This is a genomic window from Neptuniibacter caesariensis (genome assembly GCF_000153345.1).
Lineage (GTDB): Bacteria > Pseudomonadota > Gammaproteobacteria > Pseudomonadales > Balneatricaceae > Neptuniibacter > Neptuniibacter caesariensis.
On the sequence record NZ_CH724125.1, the window covers coordinates 350,158 to 367,380 of the forward strand.

General features: G+C 44.4%; 18 protein-coding genes. 8 read left to right on the plus strand and 10 right to left on the minus strand.

Annotation, left to right across the window (positions count from 1 at the left end; genetic code table 11):
• Positions 1-17: 17 nt before the first annotated feature.
• Positions 18-932, minus strand: coding sequence for a substrate-binding periplasmic protein (locus MED92_RS01705; protein WP_007019736.1), 915 nt, complete (start codon positions 930-932; stop codon positions 18-20).
• The gene (gene pedF, locus MED92_RS01710; RefSeq protein WP_007019737.1) at positions 925-1,368 is read right to left on the minus strand and encodes a cytochrome c-550 PedF; all 444 of its coding nucleotides are present in this window, start codon (positions 1,366-1,368) and stop codon (positions 925-927) included. Before pedF ends, MED92_RS01705 begins: the two co-directional genes overlap by 8 nt.
• 457 nt (positions 1,369-1,825) lie before the next feature.
• Here pedF and exaA point away from each other — a divergent pair, with 457 nt between their 5' ends.
• Both exaA and MED92_RS01720 read left to right on the plus strand, forming a co-directional pair.
• Positions 1,826-3,640 carry a quinoprotein ethanol dehydrogenase gene (gene exaA / locus MED92_RS01715; protein WP_040661875.1) on the plus strand — a complete coding sequence of 605 codons (1,815 nt, stop codon included), beginning with the start codon at positions 1,826-1,828 and terminating at the stop codon, positions 3,638-3,640.
• A 74-nt stretch (positions 3,641-3,714) separates the two neighbouring features.
• Positions 3,715-4,353 (plus strand): pentapeptide repeat-containing protein, encoded by a 639-nt coding sequence (locus MED92_RS01720; protein ID WP_007019739.1) that lies wholly within the window; start codon positions 3,715-3,717, stop codon positions 4,351-4,353.
• Between the two features lie 297 nt (positions 4,354-4,650).
• On the opposite strand, the gene MED92_RS01725 is transcribed toward MED92_RS01720, so the two are convergent.
• From MED92_RS01725 to MED92_RS01740, 4 genes are all read right to left on the minus strand, one after another.
• Complete coding sequence (locus MED92_RS01725) at positions 4,651-5,295, minus strand: response regulator (protein ID WP_007019740.1); 645 nt, start codon at positions 5,293-5,295, stop codon at positions 4,651-4,653.
• Positions 5,292-6,590 (minus strand): HAMP domain-containing sensor histidine kinase, encoded by a 1,299-nt coding sequence (locus MED92_RS01730; RefSeq protein ID WP_007019741.1) that lies wholly within the window; start codon positions 6,588-6,590, stop codon positions 5,292-5,294. The genes MED92_RS01725 and MED92_RS01730 overlap by 4 nt, the downstream gene beginning before the upstream one ends.
• Before the next feature lie 150 nt (positions 6,591-6,740).
• A complete protein-coding gene (locus tag MED92_RS01735) occupies positions 6,741-7,376 on the minus strand; it encodes a response regulator (protein ID WP_007019742.1) in 636 nt (211 codons plus the stop codon).
• A gap of 427 nt (positions 7,377-7,803) precedes the next feature.
• On the minus strand, positions 7,804-8,241 hold the full coding sequence (locus tag MED92_RS01740; protein WP_007019743.1) for a cupredoxin domain-containing protein: 438 nt from the start codon (positions 8,239-8,241) through the stop codon (positions 7,804-7,806).
• Positions 8,242-8,411: 170 nt separating this feature from the next.
• Here MED92_RS01740 and MED92_RS01745 point away from each other — a divergent pair, with 170 nt between their 5' ends.
• From MED92_RS01745 to MED92_RS01760, 4 genes are read left to right on the plus strand one after another with little or no spacing between them, the layout of a single operon-like run.
• Positions 8,412-9,581, plus strand: coding sequence for an ABC transporter substrate-binding protein (locus tag MED92_RS01745; RefSeq protein ID WP_007019744.1), 1,170 nt, complete (start codon positions 8,412-8,414; stop codon positions 9,579-9,581).
• Positions 9,582-9,599: 18 nt separating this feature from the next.
• The gene (locus MED92_RS01750) at positions 9,600-10,571 is read left to right on the plus strand and encodes a YVTN family beta-propeller repeat protein (protein ID WP_007019745.1); all 972 of its coding nucleotides are present in this window, start codon (positions 9,600-9,602) and stop codon (positions 10,569-10,571) included.
• 54 nt (positions 10,572-10,625) lie between these two features.
• Positions 10,626-11,363 carry an ABC transporter ATP-binding protein gene (locus MED92_RS01755; RefSeq protein WP_007019746.1) on the plus strand — a complete coding sequence of 246 codons (738 nt, stop codon included), beginning with the start codon at positions 10,626-10,628 and terminating at the stop codon, positions 11,361-11,363.
• Positions 11,360-12,145 (plus strand): ABC transporter permease, encoded by a 786-nt coding sequence (locus MED92_RS01760; RefSeq protein ID WP_007019747.1) that lies wholly within the window; start codon positions 11,360-11,362, stop codon positions 12,143-12,145. Before MED92_RS01755 ends, MED92_RS01760 begins: the two co-directional genes overlap by 4 nt.
• Here MED92_RS01760 and MED92_RS01765 read toward each other — a convergent pair.
• The 4 genes from MED92_RS01765 to MED92_RS01780 all read right to left on the minus strand — a co-directional run bounded on the left by MED92_RS01765 (position 12,142) and on the right by MED92_RS01780 (position 15,693).
• Entirely contained in the window at positions 12,142-13,326 is a 1,185-nt protein-coding gene (locus MED92_RS01765; protein WP_007019748.1) for an MFS transporter, read from the minus strand. The two genes, MED92_RS01760 and MED92_RS01765, sit on opposite strands and share 4 nt — an antisense overlap.
• 72 nt (positions 13,327-13,398) lie before the next feature.
• The gene (locus tag MED92_RS01770) at positions 13,399-13,983 is read right to left on the minus strand and encodes an ABC transporter ATP-binding protein (protein WP_007019749.1); all 585 of its coding nucleotides are present in this window, start codon (positions 13,981-13,983) and stop codon (positions 13,399-13,401) included.
• Positions 13,976-14,719, minus strand: coding sequence for an ABC transporter permease (locus MED92_RS01775; protein WP_202899523.1), 744 nt, complete (start codon positions 14,717-14,719; stop codon positions 13,976-13,978). The genes MED92_RS01770 and MED92_RS01775 overlap by 8 nt, the downstream gene beginning before the upstream one ends.
• Positions 14,720-14,736: 17 nt before the next feature.
• A complete protein-coding gene (locus MED92_RS01780) occupies positions 14,737-15,693 on the minus strand; it encodes an ABC transporter substrate-binding protein (RefSeq protein ID WP_238321480.1) in 957 nt (318 codons plus the stop codon).
• A 218-nt stretch (positions 15,694-15,911) separates the two neighbouring features.
• On the opposite strand from MED92_RS01780, the gene MED92_RS19385 reads away from it, so the two are divergent.
• Positions 15,912-16,451 carry a rhodanese-like domain-containing protein gene (locus MED92_RS19385; RefSeq protein ID WP_420170113.1) on the plus strand — a complete coding sequence of 180 codons (540 nt, stop codon included), beginning with the start codon at positions 15,912-15,914 and terminating at the stop codon, positions 16,449-16,451.
• Positions 16,452-16,540: 89 nt separating this feature from the next.
• A complete protein-coding gene (locus MED92_RS01790) occupies positions 16,541-17,209 on the plus strand; it encodes a response regulator (protein ID WP_007019753.1) in 669 nt (222 codons plus the stop codon).
• Positions 17,210-17,223 lie beyond the last annotated feature (14 nt).

Here is a 17,223-nt window from a genome sequence, read left to right on the forward strand (position 1 = left end):
ATTCAGGATATAAATTGCTATTGGTTTACATCCTGATAAAAGCCGGGCAATTCATATCTGAGCCCATAAGATTGATAGATTTTTTCCATTTCGCCTGACGTCACCATACGATCAACTACGTCAGCAACTGAATGTCCAAGCTGCCGATAGGTATGTTTAATCGCCATGCCGATATCCCATTTCTGCTTGCCCATCGTTGGATAACCATTCGTAGCCAGCGTAAATTTTTTATCGGGCTGTTTGTGAGCTAACCAATCAACTTCAGCGCGCATAGCCATGATCGCATCGACTTTACCCTGCTTCATTGCGGTGTATGCTTCTCTTGCGTTAGGAAAGTGATGAGTTTTATCGCGCATCCTGCCGCCAAAAGCGGAAGTCAGATAAAAGGCGGGTAAGCTGTCTATCTCAACGCCAATTGGGTGATATTGAAAAACCGCTAAGGTAGATACATTGTCGAGTTTGTTGTTGTCATAAATGACTTGCCAGCTCTCGCGCTGATACGGGCCAAACATAACGACCATGTCGTTAATCACGTACCCCGTCGAATCTCGCATATAGCTATATTCCCTGTCATAGGGAACACGCATCATTACATCTGCAATGTTCTTTAGGGCCAATGGATTTGCTTCGTTTTTATCCAGATAGTGCCCTTTCCAGACATTATTACGTAGATCGTCTTCTAGGTTTTCATCCGGTGTAATCCAGTGAGGGACAAACTTCACGCCAAACTCTTTAGCGATATGTTGTCCAATTTCTACATCGACACCTCTAGGTCTTCCCTCTTCCATGTACGAATACGGAGGGAAGTCCTTATAAAAACCTACTTTTATATAACCGCTATCTATTACGTCGTCGTAATAACGAGCTTGCGCCAGGCTGCTAAGCAGGCTGGCGCAAGTAATAACAACGGCTGTTTTAAGCTGTTTATTCATCTGTAGCTTTGGTTTCTAACCAAGCGCGAATAGCCCACAGAGCTTCCTGGCTCAAGTGCTCGGCCATTTTCGGCATATAAACACGCCCGTCACGTACAGCACCGTTTACTACACGGTATTTGTACCATTCATCACCTTCAATGCCCGCTTCCAGGTAGCGTAGGTCAGGGGCAATACCACCTGAGATTGCATCCAAACCATGACAACGTGCGCAGTTCTGCGTATAAGCAGATTCGCCAATAGTAACTGCCAGATCACGATTTTCGTAATCTGCGTTATAAGGATTTTCTTCAAGCCACTCCTCACCTAGAGGAGACAGGCCTGTAACGTCAATACTCTGAGGAACAACATCACCGTGAGCCAGAACCTGTCCTGAAATTGCTGCAGACAAAAGCCCTGCTGTAGCCAGACCCAAAAGTTTTTTATTGCTAGACATCTTAGTTCACCACTTAGTTTTTATACTGTTCGCGCTTCTGGACTGGTGTGCTCCATAGCTTCACTTAAAGCTGCGCTATATCTCTACATGTACCTGAGTCACCCACTCAGGTTTTGATGTCATATATGATATTGCGTGTATAAAAACGCTCAGAATTGTACTTTGGGTTTCAAAAACTCCTCCCTTGGTAGGAGTCGCACCACATATTCATACCTAAGTACCGCTTTTTTCTGTAAGCATTAGTACCTCTGCACTAATCCACCTTTATTACTACGGGTTTTTTCCCTAATCCTATCGGGAAGCCTGCCCTCAAATTCAGGCCTTAAGCCCGGAATCACGGGGCTGAATACCGTTGTCGTTAAAACCTCACAAAACAGAGAATTAAAAGAAGCGATAACCGAATCGCGAGATATAACTCTCCAAACTAATAGGGTTTATAACAATGACAAAAAAAATAATGACTACAGGATTAAAGCCTCTATGTGCAGCAATTGGCTTAAGCTTAGTGGCTGGCGCGGCAGTAGCTAAACCTGTTACTTGGGAAGACATTAAGAATGATGCGAATACTCCGGAAGATGTTCTTGGCTACGGTATCGGCCCCAAGGCTCAGCGCTGGAGTGATCTAAAGGATATCAACACAAAGAACATCGACAAGCTTGTACCGGCGTGGTCTTTCTCTTTTGGTGATGAAAAACAGCGCGGACAAGAGACTCAGGCACTTGTTCATGACGGTGTAGTATATGTAACAGGTTCTTACTCACGTATATTTGCACTCGATGCGAAGACAGGTAAAAAACTTTGGGCATACTCTTATCGTCTGCCAGATGATATCCGCCCTTGTTGTGACGTTGTTAACCGCGGTGCTGCGATCTTCGGAGATCTTGTTTACTTTGGCACGCTAGATGCTGCAATCGTTGCGCTTGATAAAAAGACCGGTAAGGTAAAGTGGAAGAAGAAATTCGCTGATCATACCGAAGGCTACACCATGACAGGTGCGCCAACCATTATCAAAGATCAGAAAACAGGCAAAGTCCTATTAATTCACGGATCATCGGGTGATGAATTTGGTGTCGTCGGTAAACTGTTTGCCCGCGATGCTATGACCGGTGAAGAAGTTTGGATGCGCCCATTTGTTGAAGGTCACTTTGGTCGTCTGAATGGCAAAAAGAGCACGCCTACAGGTGATGAAAAAGCGCCTTCATGGCCTGATGATCCTAACTCCCCTACAGGTAAGGTTGAAGCGTGGAGCCACGGTGGTGGTGCACCTTGGCAATCAGCAAGTTTCGATGTAGAAACGAATACGATTATCGTTGGTGCCGGCAACCCAGCACCATGGAATGGCTGGGCACGTACCTCTGAAAATGGTAATCCAGCTGATTACGACAGCCTCTATACGTCTGGCCAGGTTGCAGTTGACCCTTCAACTGGTGAAGTAAAATGGTTCTACCAGCACACACCAAATGATGCTTGGGACTTCTCTGGAAACAACGAGCTGGTACTGTTCGAGTACAAAGATGGCGGAAAAACAGTTAAAGCAACTGCGCATGCTGACCGTAACGGTTTCTTCTACGTAGTTAACCGTGAAAACGGTGACTTCATTCGTGGTTTCCCATTTGTAGACAACATCACTTGGGCGACTCATATCGATCCTAAGACAGGTCGCCCTGTAGAGGTTGAAGGTCAGCGCCCTCCAAAACCAGAGCCAGGTAAAAAGAAAGGTAAATCTATTGAGGTTTCTCCCCCATTCCTGGGAGGTAAGAACTGGAACCCTATGGCTTACAGCCAGGATACTGGTCTTTTCTATTTAGGAGCCAACCACTGGAAAGAAGATTACTGGACTGAAGAAGTTCACTACAAGCGTGGTGCTGCATACCTAGGCCAAGGCTTCCGCATTAAGAAAATGTACGATGATCACGTAGGTGTTCTTCGTGCGGTTGATCCTAAGACAGGCAAGATTGTTTGGTCTCACAAAGAGAAGCTGCCACTTTGGTCAGGCGTTCTGGCTACTAAAGGTGGCCTGATATTTACCGGTACAGGTGACGGTTACTTTAAAGCATTCGATGCAAAATCGGGTAAAGAGCTTTGGAAGTTCCAGACAGGCTCAGGCATCATCTCCTCACCTATCACATGGGAGGAGAATGGTGAGCAGTATGTCGGTATCGCCAGCGGCTACGGTGGTGCAGTGCCACTATGGGGTGGCGATATGGCCGACCTAACTAAGCCCGTTACACAGGGTGGTTCTTTCTGGGTATTCAAACTACCTAAGAACTAAGTTTCTTCTTCAATGAAGCCTTAGACTGCCCGTGCATTAGTGATCCTGATGTACGGGCTTTTTTGGAGATAAGCATGAAAAAGGTATTACTACTATCCTCTCTTCTCGTAGCTAGCCAGGTATCGGCAAATGAGCTTGTTATCAATGGATGCGCAATTGAGCCTGAAACCCAATGCCCAGGTGTTGATCTTTCTGGTGCAGATCTTAAGCATGTAGATCTAACCGGTGCCGATTTAACAGGTGCAAACCTGCAAGGTGCAGATCTACGTCATGCGACTTTAAAAAATGCCAAGATTGAAAAAGCCAATTTAACTAAAGCGAATCTTGCAAGAGCCGATCTGCGTCATGCCACATTACGCGGCTCTAATCTGACAGAGGCTAATTTAGAGGCTATAAAAGGATGGGCCTTATTCGGTCAGGGTGGAAATTTTTATAAAGCTAATATGCAAGGTGCAAATCTTGAGTTCTCGCGATTTAGTGGCGCAAGAATGCAGAAAGCCAATCTTCAGGCGGCTAATCTTGAAATTGCCTGGATGACGAAGGTCGATCTAACGGGTGCTAATCTGAAAAACGCAAACCTCCAGGAGGCTAAGTTGAATGGTGCATCCCTGGAAAATGTCGATTTCACGGGCGTACGCAGACACTATGCGACATTTCAAGCTACCTATATGGAGGGTTGCAAAGGCTGTCCGTTTGGATGGTCAAAGAATTGATTTCTTAGGTGGCTGATTACTATGTCAGCCACCTCCCTTTCTTCCTGGTAGAGTAATACCTATCATCATTCAAATAGTCCCTTAAATATGTTCTCCAGGGTAAGGACTTCGGCAGAAGCGTTAAGCTTTTATTTTCAAGCCGGCTAAACGATATCAAATGACCAGTACATAACCTAGTGTCATGATCCGAAGGGTATTTCTAGAGTCTGGTTTTCTTCCTGTTTAACCCTTGTTGCACCTTAAGCTACAAATAAAAAAGCCCTCAAAGTGAGGGCAAAGAAGATAGAGGAATTGCAATTATTGGATATTGGTACCAACCTTCACCAAGCCTGTTTCAATAGCTAAATGTACGAGTTCAGCCGTTGAACCGATATTGAGTTTACTCTTCAAGATGGCGGTGTAATTAGAAACGGTTTTACTACTAATGCACAGCTGTTCTGATATCTCTTTTACATTGCTTCCCTGAGCAAGCATGACAAAAATTTCAAATTCTCTCTGGGTCATCTCTTTCAGGCGCTTATCTTTCTGTTCGGGCCTGGAAACTGCAAGACGCATTGCAAGTTCGTGTTCTACATAAAGCTGACCTGCTGATACTTTTTTTACAGCTTCGATAAGAATTTCTGGCGTGCAGCTTTTTGTTATATAGCCCTTTGCTCCTGCTTCGAGCGCTTGTGTTACGACGGGAATTTCATCGTACATGCTAAAAAACAGGATTCGGGTATCGGGTTTCTTCTGTAAGATCCTACGGGTTGCCTCAATACCGCTAATCCCCTGCATGTTTACATCCATAATTACGACATCAGGCGAATCTGACTGGCACAGGCTGTATGCTTGGTCGCCGTTTCCTGCCTCCAGAACTTCACAAGGAGCCAGCATTGCAGAGAGCAAGCTTGCATAACCCTGGCGTACAACAGCGTGATCATCTGCTATTACAATTTTCATACTACCTCCTCACGTACCGGCACTTTCAGCTGTACCAGTGATCCTTTGTTCTGTTCTTGGATGAATTCAAGTTCGCCCTGCATGCACCTTGCGCGCTCTTGCATGGAGCGAAGACCAAGGCCTACAGTTTTAGTTCGTTCAACTGCAACGCCGTTATCGGTCACATTCATGTAAATAAAACTATCTTTCACTTGTAGGTGGATTAAAACGCTATCCGCTGATGAGTGCTGCGCCACGTTGTTCAGCGCTTCCTGAACAATTCTATAAATATGCGTATTCCGCTCATCATCCATGTCTGGTATGTGCTCCGGTAGCTGCAGATTTACTTTGATTCCTGTGTGAACAAGTCCCCAGTTTTCAACCTGAGTTCTAATCGCCTCAAGCAGCCCTAGTTGTTCTAGAATAACTGGATGAAGTTCACGGATAAGCTGCCTGAAACTAGTTTGCATAGCATCACAATTAATCGCTATTTGATTGCCTACAGACGCGACTAATTCAGGGACATGTGCACTCTGTTTAATTAAATAGGCCTGGGCCCGTATGCCGGTCAAATACTGGCCCAGGTCATCATGTAGCTCTCGAGCCAGATGGGCTCGCTCATTTTCTTGAATGCGCATGAGCTCATGAGTTAGTCGCGCATTGTCACTTTGTGATTCCTCAAGTGCATGGGCCATTGCATTGAAATGGCTTGATAGCTCATTGATTTCTTTGATTGAATACTCATTGAGCCGGGCTGTGTAGCGGCCCTTTTCTATTTCTCTAAGGGCTGTTAAGAAATCAGTTACGGGCTTAATTCCTTGTTTTACACCAATGTAAATCGCGATATTTGATAGCAGTACACTTAATCCGAACAGCATTAAAATATGCTGTATCGACTCCCAAACCTCGCCTACTTCATCGCTTGGATCGGCCTGTAAGAGTAATGCTCTCCCATCAGGGAGATAGCGGTAGTATTTTTTTTCCTGTAGCTTGTCGAGCCCAGGAATCATATCCTGAAACCAATCTGGTGCGCTCTCCTCATCTTCATTCTCAGGTTCTGATGAAAAGGCAGCACTTTGAGAATTTGAGCCGACTATTTCAATATGTACGTGACGTGTCTCACCCTCTAACAAACTTTCCAGCAATGACTCATTCTCAGCTGCGACACTGAGTAGTTGGTGGGTAAAACTCAGACCAGAGATAACTTCGCGTTTGATATCTTTTGTCGCCTGCTCAATCATTTCATTCAGCGTTACGACCAGCGCAATAGCAAAAACGATAACGACAATTAAGTTTAATCTCAGAACTGCATTCATTCTCATACCTATAAATCGGGCAAATATCACAGACGACATGCCAAAGATAAGTATGCTAAGGAGTGATGAGTGGTAAGAATCCCTCTATAGGCGCATTCAGGCTACGACTTCGGTACCGTTTTGCGCCCACGAGGATGATAAGGAATGGAATTAAGAGCCTATTTTTACTACCCCTGCCTCAACAGCAAGGTGAACTATTTCGGCTGTAGAGCTGATTTGTAGTTTGCTTTTAATCGTTGTGATGTAATTCGAAACCGTTTTTATATTCAATTCAAGCGTGTCAGCTATAATCTGCGAACTTTGCCCCCGGGCAAGCATCACAAACACCTCAAATTCCCTTTGGGTGAGCTCGCGAAGCAACCCTTCCGTAACATTTTGGTTGTTCAGAGCAAGCTTCATAACTAAATCATATTCAATGAAAATCTCACCTTTAGAAATGCGAGTAACGGCTTCTAATAACGTTTTTGGGGAACCTGATTTGGTGATGTAACCCATTGCACCAGCATCTAATGCTTGTTTGACGACCAGAGATTCATCATACATGCTGAAGAACATGATTTTTGCATCGCGATCTGACTCAAGGATACGGGTCGCAGCTTCAATGCCACTGATACCTGGAAGGTTAATATCCATAATGACGATGTCTGGCTTTTCACTCTGGTAAAGTTCAGCAGCCTGCTCGCCACTTGAAGCTTCAATGATCTCACAAGGATCTATGACGGTGGGTAACACGCTTGCATAGCCCTGGCGTACTACAGAATGATCATCTGTAATCAGAATTTTCATGGGATCTCCATTAATGCACAGTTGCGCCATCAATCCTAGCATCTAAAGTACTAGTTTTTATAGCTTAGCTGCTAATGAAGTGCCTGTAACCCCATAAAAGATAAGAAAAAAGCCCGCCTATTTAGTTTAAACGGGCTTTTGGTAAAGAAGGGTGCTGAGGAACCTGCGTATAAGTCCTGAGCTTTCTCAGTGTGCACTAAAACGACTTAGTGCGCGAAAGGCAGTGCAGCGTAATGACTGGTCCTTTCCAAACTGCCTGACAAAGCAACAAGTCGCTTTAGTGCTCACCTGTAGGGGCTTACAGAGCGATTCAATCTCTGTGTTAACGATCTTCGCCGTATAACCAATATGTCTGCAATCGTCGCCTTGATCTTGAGCCGCTCTGAAAGCCTGAGTCGCTCAGGACTTGTGTGCAGGTTCCTTAAAGTTACTTAACGATGAAGACGCCTTCCATGCCCTTTTCTTCCAGACCTTCGGAATAGAATTCGAATTTACCTGGCTTGATTGGTACGAAATAGATCTCAGCTTCGCCTTCCTGTTCAAATTCCAGCTCGGTCAGGCTCACCGCTTTAATCTCCATATCCCCTGCTTCTACTTTACGTAGGAAGATGGATTGGAAAAACTCAGGTGCCTGTACGGCATATTCAGTTTGACCACTGGACACAACCTTAAGTTTGTAAGATTTCCCAGTTTCCAGGTTGTACTCTTTCTGAGACAGCAGGTAGCGGTTGTCTTCAGTACCCAGAACCAGGTCGGGAAGCTTAGTTGGGCGACGTGTCAGATCACCTGCTGCAATTGATGCTGTGCTTGCTACACACATGAACGCTGCGAAACCGCCTACTAAAACTTTCTTTGTAAAACCCATGATGTCACCTTTGAATCGGATGTCTAATTTTTATGCTTACTTATGCTAAAGATCGGGTTGGGTAAAAGAATGCTACTTCGGTACTAATTGATTTCTACTTTCTTCATATTCCGGCTTCACGAATTCCCACTTATGCTGGGCATAAATCATAATAAGTACGGCCAATCGATATGAATATTTCAAAGAAAACGCTAAATTCTGCGCTACTTCTGGCGGGTTTCAGTCTTTCAACTAGCGCTTACGCCAATCTGGAAATAAACATCAATTACCTTAATCAGGTAATGGATAATGGCCCGGTACTTTCGAACATTCTTCCCGAACCTGAAGATTCAGGCTTGCGTGGTGCTGAGCTGGGGATCAAAGATAGCAACACAACAGGACGTTTTTTAAAGCAGAAATACTCCCTCAATACTTATCAGAGCGATGCAGCAACTGATGTCATTGCTGAAGCAATCAGACTTTACGAATCAGGCCAGCGCTTCTTTGTACTCAATACATCATCGTCTACGTTAAACAAAATCGAAAAATCCTTAGGCGATGATGCTGTAATTTTTAATGCGGGTTCAGCAGATGATCAATTGCGTAAAGAGAGCTGTAACGCAGGTGTTTTCCATACGCTACCAAGTCGGGCCATGCTGACAGATGCTCTGGCTCAGTGGCTAAAAGCAAAACGTTTAGACGAAGTGCTGATGATTAACGGCGGCACCGAAGATGATCAGGCTTATGCAAGTGCTTTTAAGCGAGCGGCTAAACGCTTTGGTATAAAAATTGTTGCTGAGAAGCAGTGGGATTTTGATAGCGATCTCCGTAGAACAGCGCAAAAAGAGTTACCACTATTTACCCAGACAAAAGAGTACGACGTTGTTTTCGTTGCTGATGAGCGTGGCGACTTTGGCGAGTATGTTCTTTACAACACCTGGTACCCACGTCCTGTTGTAGGTACTCAAGGTTTATCCCCTGTTGCCTGGCATCGCGTGGTGGAACAGTGGGGAGCGGCTCAGCTTCAGAAGCGCTTTAACAAACATGCTAAACGCTGGATGACCAGTGAAGACTACGCAGCTTGGGCAGGCGTACGATCTGTGTCAGAAGCGGTGACGCGGACAAAATCATCTGATAGCAAGATTGTTGAAGAATATATCCGTTCAGACAATTTCGAGCTAGCCGGCTTTAAAGGCAGAAAACTCAATTATCGCGAATGGAATGGTCAGCTAAGACAGCCGATCCCGTTAGTTCATCCACGCTCTCTCGTATCTCAATCACCGCAGGAAGGTTTTCTTCATCCAACAAACGAACTTGATACGCTTGGCTTCGATAAAGCCGAAGTAAAGTGCAGCAAATAATAAAGCTAAGGAGCTGTTATGAAATTTACGAAACTACTTAAACCCATTGCTGCAGCAGTGATGTTGGCCTCCCCTGTTGCTATGGCAGAACTTGCTTATGTGTCTAACGAAAAGGACGATACGATCTCAGTAATTGATCTGGATACGATGCAGGTTACTGACACCATTGAAGTCGGCGAAAGACCTCGCGGAATTCTTTTCTCTAAAGACTTCAGTAAGCTTTATATCTGTGCTTCAGACTCAGACACCGTTCAGGTCATGGATCTCAAAACCAAGCAGATCATAAAAGAGCTTCCTTCCGGTGAAGACCCTGAGCAGTTTGCGCTGCACCCAAATGATCGACACCTTTATATTTCTAATGAAGATGATGCTCTGGTAACTATTGTAGATACTGAGACCAGTGAAGTATTAGCTCAGATTGATGTTGGGGTTGAGCCTGAGGGCATGGCCGTCAGCCCAAATGGTAAAATTGCAGTTAACACCAGTGAAACAACCAACATGGTGCACTGGATCGATACAACAACCTATGAGCTGATTGATAACACCCTTGTAGATCAGCGTCCTCGTCATGTCGAATTCAGCAAGGATAGTAAGATTCTTTGGGCAAGCTCTGAGATCGGTGGCACTGTTTCAATCATCGATGTCGACTCTCGTCAGATCTTTAAGAAGCTTAATTTTGAAATCAAAGGCGTGCATCCTGACCGTGTACAGCCTGTCGGCGTCCGCCTGACTGATGATGGTAAATATGCTTTTGTTGCGCTGGGCCCGGCAAACCATGTCGCTGTGGTTGATGCTAAGACCTATGAAATACTCGAATACGTACTGGTAGGTCGCCGAGTATGGCACATGGATCTTAATACCGATCAAACTAAACTGCTTACAACCAATGGTATCAGTGGTGATGTTTCGGTGATTGATATCAGCAAAATGAAGGCAGTTAAAAGCGTCAAAGTGGGTCGTTACCCTTGGGGCGTAAAAGTTAAATCATAACGACTTTCCAGATAAGCGGGCCCACATAAGTGGGCCTTTTGCGTTGATGTGCTAATGAGTATAAAAATAGATTCTGTCAGTTTTAGTTTTGGGCCAAGGCAAGCCTTAAAAAACATTAGCTTTAACCTTTTACCGGGTCGATTTCATGCGTTGCTTGGTCCTAATGGTGCAGGTAAATCAACCCTGTTCTCTTTAATTACTCGCCTCAATGCTTTGCAGAGTGGTGATATCAACATCGATTCATTAAGTATCAAGCATCAGCCAGCTAGCCTGATGCGTCGTATCGGTGTTGTTTTTCAGCAAAGCACTCTAGATCTGGATCTGACTGTCATGCAAAACCTGCTATATCACGCTTCATTGCATGGTATATCGACAACTCAGGCGCGCGTGCTAGCGACCAAAGAGCTTTCAAGAATGAATATGGCTGATCGCAGTAATGACAAAGTACGAAGTCTTAATGGCGGTCACAGAAGACGCGTAGAAATTGCACGCGCCTTGATGCACAAACCTGATTTCCTTCTTCTCGATGAACCTACTGTTGGGCTAGATCCACAGACAAGAAGATCCTTAAACCAGTATGTCAGAGACCTTTGTACAGAAGATGGGATCACTGTGCTTTGGGCGACCCATTTAATGGAGGAGCTCAGCTCAGGCGACCCTGTGCTGCTTCTAAATAAAGGGGAGATTCTTATTAACGGCAAAGCGGATGATCTCTTAGCCAAGAGTGGTGAGGATAACTATACGGATGCTTTTCATGCTTTAACGGCTGGCTACACGGAGTTTAATAAATGAATATCGTCATGGGCTGGCACTGTTTTAAAGGCGTCCTAATCAGGGAGTTTCTTCGCTTTGTGCAACAACGGTCTCGCTTCTTAAGCGCCCTAGTACGGCCATTACTGTGGCTGGTCGTTTTTGCGGCAGGGTTTCGAGCGGCGCTAGGTATTTCAATTATCCAGCCCTATGATACCTATATCACATATGAAACTTACATAGCACCCGGTTTGTGCTGCATGATCTTACTCTTCAATGGAATGCAGAGCAGCTTATCTATGGTTTACGACCGCGAGATGGGTAGTATGCGGGTACTGTTGATGAGCCCTTTGCCGCGCCCTTACCTTCTGCTTTGTAAGATGATTGCTACGGCGCTAATATCTCTTACGCAAGTCTATGCTTTTTTATTTATAGCCCTGATGGTTGATGTTGAGCCACCAGTCATAGGCTATCTCTCGGTGCTTCCTGCGTTGGTTTTGGTCGCACTTCTTTTAAGTTCTCTTGGTTTGTTTTTATCTACACAGATTAAGCAGCTAGAAAACTTCGCAGGGATTATGAACTTTGTTATTTTCCCAATGTTCTTTCTCTCATCAGCGCTCTATCCATTATGGAAAATGCAGGAAGCGAGTGATTGGCTCTACTGGATCTGCATGATTAACCCATTTACCCACGCTGTAGAATTAGTCAGATTCGCGCTCTATACGCAATTGAATACAGATGCACTGATGATTACAGCGGGTACTACCCTGCTCTTTACATTATTGGCGGTAACCGGATTCAGACCGCAGAAGACAGGCCGTTAGAGGAGCGGGTCAGTCTTCTTTAAGCGGCGAAGGCTCATTAATCCAAGTGCTGGCCCAGGTAATAACAGCACCATAATCCATTCCACAGGCCAACTTTCAAGCAGTGACGCTGTAATTTGCACGGCAATGATTGTGATCGTGAAGCCCACAGCATTGATCATGGTGAGAGCGGTTCCTACTGCTTGTTTAGGTGCGGTCTGGGCTGAAAGGCTCGAAAATTGTGGGGAATCTGCCACTACGGTAAATCCCCAGATTGTCCAAAATAGAAGCATGGGTAGTAAGCTAAACTGAAAAGCTAATGGCGACAGAACACAGCATACACCAGATATGCAAAGCATCGCTTCAGCGACCCGCCTACTACCAAACCTAAGTGAGGCAAAACCTCCTGCAACGCAGCCCAGGGCGCCTATGGCAATGACAAAAAAGGCCCAAAAAGCGATGTTTAACTCGTAATTCTGCGCTTCACTCCATGCCATTAGCCAATACGGTACAAGCGCATAGACTGCATATAACTCCCACATATGCCCAAAATAACCACCAGCAGAGGCTTGCAGTGGCTTATGCTTTATCGCCGTAATCAAATCCTTTATCTTAAGAGGCGCCCCTTTATGTAAAGCAGGGCCGTCTGGTACGAAGCACCATACAATAAGGCCTCCTATCAAAGCGCATCCACTGGATAGATAAATAACCGATTGCCACTCATTACTGACAATTGCAGAGAAAAAGTGCCCCGAAGAAGTCCCAAGTGCTAATGCGCCAATTAAGAACCCGAGGGCGCGGCCCAATCCTTCTGGATACCAGCCAGTGGCTATTTTCATTCCAACCGGATAAACACCCGCCAGGAATATGCCTCCTAAGAATCTTAGCCAAAGAATATGCTCGAGCTCAGAGGCAATAAATAAAATCCCTAAATTGAAAAGCGCTGTTCCAAAAGCGCATATTGCAAAGAGAATTCTTGGAGAAATGCGGTCGGCAATAGCAAGTAAAGCAAAAACAAGTGCGCCAGTAATAAAGCCAACCTGAACAGAGTTTGTCAGAGGAGCTACAGCAGTATCGGGTAGGTTCCACTGTAATTGCAATGCAGGAAGGATCGCATTACCGGCAAACCAGGTTGATGTCCCCAGAAATTGAGCAACGACGATTGCAGGTAATATATACCAGGGCCTTTTTATTTTTGTCATTTTATTTCAATATCTTATGCGAATTTATCAATGTAGATTGGCGCATAATATCTGAGGACGATTAACTAACAATTAGTGGCTGTTAAGGATCATTATCTGATCAGCTAACTCTTGTGCATCACGCTTATCGTGAGTTACATAAATTAAGCTTTTTCCAGGATGATCACAAATCAATTGCTTAATTAATTTACGCATCTCAGCGGCAGTGCTCTCATCTAAAGAAGCTAGCGCCTCATCCATTAATACTATTTCAGGGCTAAGGAGTAAGCAGCGAACTAATGCGACTCTTCGCTCCATTCCCAAAGATAAAGCAGCCGGATAATAATCAGCATATTGATCAAGGCCCACTTTATGTAAAAGCTCAAATACCTTTTTAGTATTGGGCTCAATCAGGCAAAGATTTTGGAGTACTGTTCTCCAGGGTAATAGCCGGGGTTCCTGGAACAGGTAAGCAATATCAGGGGGTTGACCTTGCCAGCCAGACCCCGAGAAGTCTGAAGTTTGATTAATGCCCGCCATCACATTTAGCAAAGTTGTTTTACCGCAGCCTGATGGGCCTAATATACAAAGCGTTTCACCCTTATCGAGTTCAACTTGTATATCCTTAAGAACAACCTTTTCAGCAAACTTAAGCTTATTTATTACAAATTTATACACGTTGCACCCTTTGCCATCTCTGTGCCTTATGATCTAAGGGTTGCAAAATACACCACTCAATTACTTGAACAATTGAAATAAAAACCAGGCTATAGGCAAGTATCGTCGATACATCGAACATCTGAAAAGCCAGATGTAACTGAAAGCCGACACCATCTGAGCGACCTAATAGTTCGACTACTAAGACGATCTTCCAGATAAGTGCTAATCCTCCACGTGTGGCCACCATGAAATACGGAAATATCTGTGGCCACCACAGATGAGCTATTTTTTGGCTAAAGGAAAATTTGTAGAGATTGGCCATTTCATTGAGTTTGCTGTCAAACAAGCGCCCTCCTTCACGAATGGTGACAGCAACGTTCGGAAGCTTATTAATTATAACGGCAGCGACTGCCGCGACTTCTACTAAACCGAACCATATGTAGAGGAGAATAATAATAACTAAAGCTGGGATATTCAGAAGGATAATCAGAAAAGGATCAAAAAATCGGTTAATACGAGGAACTGCCCCCATCAATATGCCAAGTGTACCTCCCAGTAACATAGCGAAAGTGAAACTGATGGCAACACGTTGTAAGGTCGCTAGAACATTGCTGATCAATCTGTTCTCATTCAGTTCTGTATTAATGCTGGATAAAACATCGACTGGTGATGGGAGTAACGGATTTGACACTATAAAGCTGATGACCCACCAAACAACCATTAGTGCCGCAATAGCGAGTAACTGATCAGCCAATCTGTTTCTCGCCTGGATCATTCCGACAATTCCAGAAACAAGCCAGGATCCAGTGAGCTACCGGTTGGATTAGTTCTGTATCTATCAACGGCATAGTAAAAGTTAACGACTGTATCAAGCTGCCCCTGATTGATCTTTCCTGGATCCCCATCGATGTAACCGGATTTCAAAGCGGTAAACTCAGCCTCATTATGAAATCGCATGGATTGCCTTAACGCTCCCCAATACTGTTCATTTGTTTTGAGGTCGTCTTTAGCTTGTCTGATTGCTCGTTGAAAGCCCTGAACAACGTTGTTGTTCCCAATGACAAACTGATTGTTAACTACATAGCCGAGTAAGGGGATTTCGCTCTTTAATCCTAGCTCTTTCATTGCATCACTAAGGCTATATAGCTCTACATAACCTTGTAACTTTAATTTCTCAGCGTAATGCCAGAATGTGATTAAAATATCGACTTGTCCACGCTTTAACGCCTGGCTCATAAGTGGCGGTGCTCCGAACTGAACTTCAGCTTGTTCAGTTAACTGAATCCCCTTCTTTGCCGCAGCCGCTTGAGTCAGAAGCCAGCCTTTATTCATCGGGCCGCCTGCCACCCCAATTGTTTTGCCGGTTAGATCAGTTATTGATTTTATCTGACTGGTGTTTGCATGAACGATAGCGCCAATCTGTTTTGAATAAGGGATAAACTTAAATTCATTACCGAGGTTATTTTGATCAGCAACCCACAGCCAATCCGATACCATCATATCGCTGCTATTACTCATAAAGGCAAGTCGGGTTGCCGATAAGCTGGCTTTTTTCTCGATAACCAAATTAAAGCCATTTTGATGATCAAGACCTCTGTTTTTAATATGCTGAAGCTCCCAGTTAACAGTTCCTGTTGCCAGGACTGCAACTTTTATAGCTGGGAGATCTGTTGCAGCCGAGATTCGGGATATTATCAGTAAAGGCAACAAAATCAGTGAGATACGCATCAATTTCATGGGAACTATTCAGTTGTTAGCTGGGATATTTGATATAGATAACAACATAAGCGGCTGACCTGTGTGTCAAAATAGTACTTTCGTACCTGTTGTTTTGCTCGATGGTAGAATTTAGACCCACACTTTCGCAGGGTGTAATAGACGGGTAATAGGCATGAAGGAACTGCGATATCTTCAAGTTAACATATACTGCTCTGATTCTTGTTCTTATAAGCGGTGGCTCGCTCTATGCAAGTGAACATTTTGTTCAAACAGAACATGATGATTTTGAGCTGTATTCGGCTGACGGTTATCGGCTCTTTAGATATAGAAGCCCTACGCCGCTGCAAAGTGAATATGCTGAGAACCTGACCACCCAGCAGTTATTTACTTTTTTAAGATCTCGCAAACCTCCGTACTTATTAGATGTTCAGCCTGTTCCCTGGAACCGTGTATTTATAGAGAAAGAAGATCGTTATCACATTCCTGGAAGCATGTGGTTGCCAAATGTTGGTTTAGGTGAGCTAGAGGCGGAGTGGAAAGAATACTTTCGCTCAAACTTAGAGAAGCTCACGCAACGTGATAAAAACGCTGCGGTTGTAATATACTGCCGTGCTGATTGCTGGATGTCTTGGAATGCACTTAAGAGAGCATCTGGCTGGGGATATACTCAATTATACTGGTACCGTAATGGTACAGATGGTTGGGCTGAGCATGGCTTAGAGATGGTTAAAGCCATACCCGTTCCTCTAATAAGGAAGAACAAATAGCAGCTAGGTATGGTTTTAGTCCCGATTAGACTCAGGATGAGCAAACACACCAAGGTGTAATAATAAATATAATTATTGGAGATATTGTCGTGTACAAGATCCTGATTGCGGATGACCACCCGCTTTTTCGAGAAGCAATCATCAATGTTATTGTGAATAGCTTCACTGGGTGCCAGACTCTTGAAACTGAAGATCTGGATAGCGCGTTAGAAATTGCGAAAAACGAAGAAGATCTTGACCTGATACTACTCGATCTGAACATGCCGGGCATGAATGGACTCAATGGATTGATTACCTTGCGTAACGATCTTCCTACGGTTCCGGTTGTCATTGTCTCAGCGGAAGAAGACAAGCAGATTGTTTTGCAAGCGATTACCTATGGTGCGGTTGGCTTTATCACTAAGTCTTCACCACGCGATCAGATGACGGATGCACTTCAACAAATACTGGCAGGTAATGTCTATCTGCCTTCAGATATAATCCGTGCCAGCCAGCCTGATAACCGTCGTTCACAACGCAAAGACGACAACCAAATTCCCCCTGAATTATTATCATCCTTAACACGTAGACAGCTACTGGTGCTTGAGCGTATGTCAAAGGGTGAGTCAAACAAGCAGATCGCATATAACCTAAATATTGCTGAAACCACGGTTAAGGCACATGTTTCTGCGATCCTGCGTAAGTTAGGTGTTCACAACCGAATCCAGGCCGTACTTTCGGCAGGTAACATAGACTTTAATGAGTATCTAAAACGCTGATTGGTAAATAGTCC

Coding starts and splice junctions, on each gene's coding strand:
- MED92_RS01705 (WP_007019736.1), bottom strand. CDS start 932: ATGAATAAACAGCTTAAAACAGCCGTTGTTATTACTTGCGCCAGCCTG.
- pedF (WP_007019737.1), bottom strand. CDS start 1,368: ATGTCTAGCAATAAAAAACTTTTGGGTCTGGCTACAGCAGGGCTTTTG.
- exaA (WP_040661875.1), top strand. CDS start 1,826: ATGACTACAGGATTAAAGCCTCTATGTGCAGCAATTGGCTTAAGCTTA.
- MED92_RS01720 (WP_007019739.1), top strand. CDS start 3,715: ATGAAAAAGGTATTACTACTATCCTCTCTTCTCGTAGCTAGCCAGGTA.
- MED92_RS01725 (WP_007019740.1), bottom strand. CDS start 5,295: ATGAAAATTGTAATAGCAGATGATCACGCTGTTGTACGCCAGGGTTAT.
- MED92_RS01730 (WP_007019741.1), bottom strand. CDS start 6,590: ATGAATGCAGTTCTGAGATTAAACTTAATTGTCGTTATCGTTTTTGCT.
- MED92_RS01735 (WP_007019742.1), bottom strand. CDS start 7,376: ATGAAAATTCTGATTACAGATGATCATTCTGTAGTACGCCAGGGCTAT.
- MED92_RS01740 (WP_007019743.1), bottom strand. CDS start 8,241: ATGGGTTTTACAAAGAAAGTTTTAGTAGGCGGTTTCGCAGCGTTCATG.
- MED92_RS01745 (WP_007019744.1), top strand. CDS start 8,412: ATGAATATTTCAAAGAAAACGCTAAATTCTGCGCTACTTCTGGCGGGT.
- MED92_RS01750 (WP_007019745.1), top strand. CDS start 9,600: ATGAAATTTACGAAACTACTTAAACCCATTGCTGCAGCAGTGATGTTG.
- MED92_RS01755 (WP_007019746.1), top strand. CDS start 10,626: ATGAGTATAAAAATAGATTCTGTCAGTTTTAGTTTTGGGCCAAGGCAA.
- MED92_RS01760 (WP_007019747.1), top strand. CDS start 11,360: ATGAATATCGTCATGGGCTGGCACTGTTTTAAAGGCGTCCTAATCAGG.
- MED92_RS01765 (WP_007019748.1), bottom strand. CDS start 13,326: ATGACAAAAATAAAAAGGCCCTGGTATATATTACCTGCAATCGTCGTT.
- MED92_RS01780 (WP_238321480.1), bottom strand. CDS start 15,693: ATGCGTATCTCACTGATTTTGTTGCCTTTACTGATAATATCCCGAATC.